Raw genomic sequence first — 4,457 nt, 5'->3', positions numbered from 1 at the left:
TTGACAACCGCTGAGATCACCAACTGGACCGGCCATGTGTTGTCGGCCCGCCGCTCGGACCTGGCGGATCTTCTTACACGGGATGAGGCACAACGCACCGGAGCCTACTTGCTGCTGGGTGACGACGAAGAAGCCGTCGGCAACACCCGCTGCTACATCGGTGAGGCCGATATCGTGGCCGACCGGCTACGCGATCACCAGCGCAAAAAGGAGTTCTGGGATCGGGTTGTCGTCATCACGTCGAAGGACGCCAACCTCACCAAAGCCCATGGCCGCTACTTGGAGTCCAAGCTCGTCTCCCTGGCGACGCAGGCTGGCCGGGTCACCCTTGACAACAGCACTGGCCCCACTCTCCCGGCCTTGCCCGAGGCGGATAAGTCGGACATGGACTATTTCGTGTCCCAACTGCAGATCGTCCTGCCGGTGCTCGGCGTCAACGCCATTCGGGTTCCGCAGCCCACCTCCCCGATTCCCGCGCCCGCTGAGGCGACCACATCACCGATCTTTCGGCTCAGCCACCCCAAGCTCGGCGTTGATGCTCAGGCGCAACAGATCGACGGGGAGTTCACCATGCTCGCCGGTTCGTTCGTGGTCGCCTCCTGGCATGGCGTCGGCAAAGCGCAGAGCACCATGAAGGCTTACGCCTCCTATCGAGCCCAGCATGAGCAACTGGTCGCCAACGGTGCCATAGCCGTCGAAGCGGGGACTGGCCGCGTGACCCGCAACATCGTCTTTCCCTCCCCATCGACTGCCGGTGCCGTCGCCCTTGGGCGGTCCTGCAATGGCCGTCGAGAGTGGATTTCTGCGGAAGGAACTTTCGGCGAGTGGGAGAGCCGGGGCGTCGAGTAGTGCTGTCCTCGACAGCGGTGGAACGCTGTTCCGTCACGGACCGGACCACCGTGGTGTGAGGTTGTAGCCGATGGCAGGATTGTTCGCTCCGGTCTCCCGAATCAGCTTGATCTCCATTGCGCGGACCTCCGCGTCGGTCGCTGTCTCGGATTCCCAGAGGATCTGCTTGCGGGCGGTCAGGTCTAGGCGATGCTCTGCCAGGTCGGCGGCGATCCGTTCTTTGGCGCTGGGACTGCCGAAGTAGGAAATTGCGCCGGTGAGGTCCATACCGACGTAGATCTTCCCGTTGGGATAGGTGATCTTGTAGACCTGCTTGCGCTTCGGCACGGCCTCCACCGTAACGAGGACACACCGACGGGCCAACCGGCCCGTGAGGAGGCGGCGGTGACTTGGCAGGCCGGTCAGCACCAGCCCGACGCGCTGGCCGCGCTGGTGGTCGCCCATGACGTGCTGGTGCACGCCGCCAGGCAGCAGATTCGCATCGTCTCGCCGGTGGACCTTGAGCGCCGGGTGCGCGAACGCGCCGGGATCACCCCGATTTCGGGCTACCTGCCGTCGAAATCTGCGCCGGGGGTGGATCGCCGTTGACCGATCCGATAGCGAGATCTGAATTCTAAGATCTGCGTTTTAGATCTGTTGACACATTGGAGACGCCGCACTATCTTCAGATCTTATAAATCAGATCTGAGTCACAGATCTGCCTACCGAGAGGGTTCAAGTGTCAAAAGTCCGATTAAACGGGGCCCTCGCGGTCCAGCGGGGAACGCCGATGTTGCAAGGATTCGTCACCCCGCAGTTGCTGAATGACCAGGGCGAGGTTGACGTCCACGACAACGAAGCGGACCGCGGATACCAGCGGTCGTTGGTTACGGCGCGGGTCAAACAGGCCGCCGACTACTACAAATCCGGTGGCCGGATGCCGAATTCGCTGTTGCTCAACATCAGGGAGGACGACTGGCCCTCGGTGAAGGTGTTTGTCAACGGGGCCGCCGACGAGCAGGTGAACTTCGAAGATGCCATCGAGTCGGGCTCGAACTGGGCGGGCGTGGGTTACATCGAGTTCGATGCCGACCTCAAGCTCTGGGTCTATGACGGACAGCACCGTCGCGCTGGGCTTATGCAACTTCTCAAGTCGGAGGCCAGCTTCGACGACTTCCCTGCACCGATCAGCCTGACAATGGGACTGGACACCGCGGCGGAGATGAAAGAGTTCTACGAGGTCAACACCAACGCGAAAAACGTGAGCACCAACTTGGCGTTCACTCTGCTAAGCAGGATGGCCGAGGACGACCCTGATCTGCGCGATGCTCTCGCAGGCGCAGATCGTGACTGGATCACGCGGGGGCAAGCGGTAATGAAGGAGCTGCAACTACTGGATGGGCCGTGGAAGGACCGCTTCCAACTCGCCAACGTGCGCAAGCGCAGGGGTGACGGCGTCATTATGCCTATGCCCCAGTTCGTTCGTTCGCTCAAGCCCGTGCTCGATATGCCGTTGCTGAAGCGCGCCGACCCGGCAATGATCGCCAGCATCATCAATGCGTATTGGCGCGGCATTCAGATCGTTCTGCCAGAGGCTTTCGAAAATCCCGAGGATTACCAGATCCAGAAGGGTCAGGGCTCCGTGGCTTTGCACAAAGTTTTGCCTCAGGTGATCGAGGTGATTCGTTCCCGCGGTATGAAACTCGGCGATCCCGATTCATACGCCGAGGTAATGATCGATCTGCCGGGCCTTCAGGGTACTGCGGTTGTCGAGGGCAACCAATTATCGGTGGACGGCGCGGACTATTGGCGCACGGGATCAGTTGCATCCGCATTCAGCGGCGACGCCGGGCGGCGACGGTTGGCGATGCTCATCCAGACACTGCTTCCGAAGCCGTCAGACATGATCACGCTATAAAAAGCATCCAACGAATAGCCTGTCTGTCCGGTGCGTTTCTGGCCGGCAGACAGGCTATTTTCGTTCAACGACCTGATCATCACCGCCGCCAGTCGATGACGACACTGGCGGGGTCGATGACCTCCCGGCCTGAGAGGTCCCGCTTCAATCGGCCCTTGCCGGCCCGGCGCAGCCGGACGGTGCACAGCGCGTCGATCACGGCCCGCTGTCCCATCAGCGACGCCTCGCGGAACGCCTGGGCCGGATCGGGGGCCTCGGCGATCTTGCCCAGCGCCGCGCCGCCCTTGCGGGTGGCCAGCTTCTTGTCGATCTCGCGGAGCTTGGCCTGTACCTTCTCCTTGGCGGAGCGCCAGCGGCGACCGTCGATGATCCCCTCGTCGTACTCATTGTCGATCTTGGCCAGCCGGGCGCGCAGTTGTTTGGACTGCTCGACTACGGGCTTCATGTCGTTTCCGACCGGGGCGAGCAGCTTCTCGAAGTCCTTGCGGCTCAGCCGCTCGGCGATCACGTCGATGACGAACTGATCGACGTGGCGGTGCTCGCGGATGACGTGGCCGGAGCAGAAGTACTTGCCGCCGTTGACGGTCTTGATCAGACCGTCGCACTCGGCGCACAGATACAGACTTGACCCGAGGTAGCGCCGGTCGGTTCCCACCCGGTTGGTCTTACGTGACGGGTCCGACAGCCGGGCCTGGATCACGTCGAAGGTGTCCTCGCCGATCAGCGGCTCCCACTTCCCGCGCACCAGGTTGCCGTCGTTGTCGGTGGCGATCTCGCCCTGGTACACCGCCCACCCCGCATAGCGGGCGTTGGTGAGCATGTCGCGCACCGTGCGGGTGTTCCACGGGCGACCGCTGCGGGTCGGCACCTTCTTGTCCTCCAGCATCCGCGCCAGCGACCGCAGCGACTCGCCCGCGTAGAACCTCTCGAAGACGTCGGTGACGATCACCGACTCCTTCGGCTCGATGTTCCCGCCGGCGGTGTAGCCGAACAGCCGGGGTCCGTGCGGCACCTTCCCGGCCTTGGCATGCTGCTGGAGGGCACGCTTGTGCCGGGCCGACTTCCGCTCGATCTCGGCCCGGGCGACCGCGAGCTTGATCCGTGCGTACATGCGCCCGCCGTCGGTGGTCAGGTCGGCCTCACCGTTGGTCGTCACCAGCGCCAGACCGCGACCCTCGGCGGCGTCGATCCAGTCCTCAAGCTGGCGAGGCTGACGGGTCAGCCGGTCCAAGTCCCAGACCACCAGGGCGTCGAACAACCCCTCGGCGTAGTCGCGCTGCATGTCGGCGTAGCGGGGCCGGTGCTTGCGCGAGTCGCTGGCCGAGATCGAGTTGTCGGAGTAGACCCCGGCCAGCGTCCAGCCGCGCTGCTCGATGATCGCGCGGGCGTCCTCCTCCTGCCGGGCGACGCCAAGACCCTCGCCGGTGCTGTCGAGGCTGATGCGGACATAGATGGCCGCGCGGTGTGAAACCTGTTGCCGCCCTAGTCGTTTCGATTTGCTGTCAGCAGCGTTTCGGGTGGTCGAGGCGGCAGCGATGGTTGCGGTCATGCCGCCAAGTATAACGTTTGTTGACGGTGGAACGCTTCGGTGTCGCCTTTGGCGTTTTTGCGGGTGGTCCAGCCCTTCTCAACGAGCCGGTTATCCGGGCCGCAGGCCAGGGTGAGGTCGGTGATGTCGGTGCGATGGGTGGTGGTCCACCCTTGGACGTGG

At 63.3% G+C, this 4,457-nt stretch carries 5 protein-coding genes and 1 pseudogene; 3 read left to right on the top strand and 3 right to left on the bottom strand.

Features of this window, described 5'->3' with window-relative positions:
- Positions 1–849 (top strand): GIY-YIG nuclease family protein (locus ACLP9N_RS33935; RefSeq protein ID WP_442411495.1); only part of this gene is annotated, 849 nt, incomplete at its 5' end.
- 33 nt (positions 850–882) lie between these two features.
- Here the strand turns inward: ACLP9N_RS33935 and ACLP9N_RS33930 are convergent.
- Positions 883–1,176 (bottom strand): GIY-YIG nuclease family protein, encoded by a 294-nt coding sequence (locus tag ACLP9N_RS33930; RefSeq protein ID WP_442411494.1) that lies wholly within the window; start codon positions 1,174–1,176, stop codon positions 883–885.
- A 57-nt stretch (positions 1,177–1,233) separates the two neighbouring features.
- Here ACLP9N_RS33930 and ACLP9N_RS33925 point away from each other — a divergent pair, with 57 nt between their 5' ends.
- Together ACLP9N_RS33925 and ACLP9N_RS33920 are read left to right on the top strand one after the other, a co-directional pair.
- The gene (locus ACLP9N_RS33925; protein ID WP_442411493.1) at positions 1,234–1,437 is read left to right on the top strand and encodes a hypothetical protein; all 204 of its coding nucleotides are present in this window, start codon (positions 1,234–1,236) and stop codon (positions 1,435–1,437) included.
- A 130-nt stretch (positions 1,438–1,567) separates the two neighbouring features.
- Entirely contained in the window at positions 1,568–2,746 is a 1,179-nt protein-coding gene (locus tag ACLP9N_RS33920) for a DGQHR domain-containing protein (protein WP_442411492.1), read from the top strand.
- A 79-nt stretch (positions 2,747–2,825) separates the two neighbouring features.
- Here the strand turns inward: ACLP9N_RS33920 and ACLP9N_RS33915 are convergent, their stop codons facing one another.
- Both ACLP9N_RS33915 and ACLP9N_RS33910 read right to left on the bottom strand, forming a co-directional pair.
- Positions 2,826–4,295, bottom strand: coding sequence for a recombinase family protein (locus ACLP9N_RS33915; RefSeq protein ID WP_442411491.1), 1,470 nt, complete (start codon positions 4,293–4,295; stop codon positions 2,826–2,828).
- Positions 4,296–4,330: 35 nt separating this feature from the next.
- Positions 4,331–4,457 (bottom strand): annotated as a pseudogene (locus ACLP9N_RS33910) (hypothetical protein); the annotation flags it as partial.

Origin of the sequence: Mycobacterium sp. (assembly GCF_052144515.1) — a bacterium.
Lineage (GTDB): Bacteria > Actinomycetota > Actinomycetes > Mycobacteriales > Mycobacteriaceae > Mycobacterium.
This window is presented reverse-complemented; position numbering and strand designations above follow the sequence as displayed.

Coding starts and splice junctions, on each gene's coding strand:
- ACLP9N_RS33915 (WP_442411491.1), bottom strand. CDS start 4,295: ATGACCGCAACCATCGCTGCCGCCTCGACCACCCGAAACGCTGCTGAC.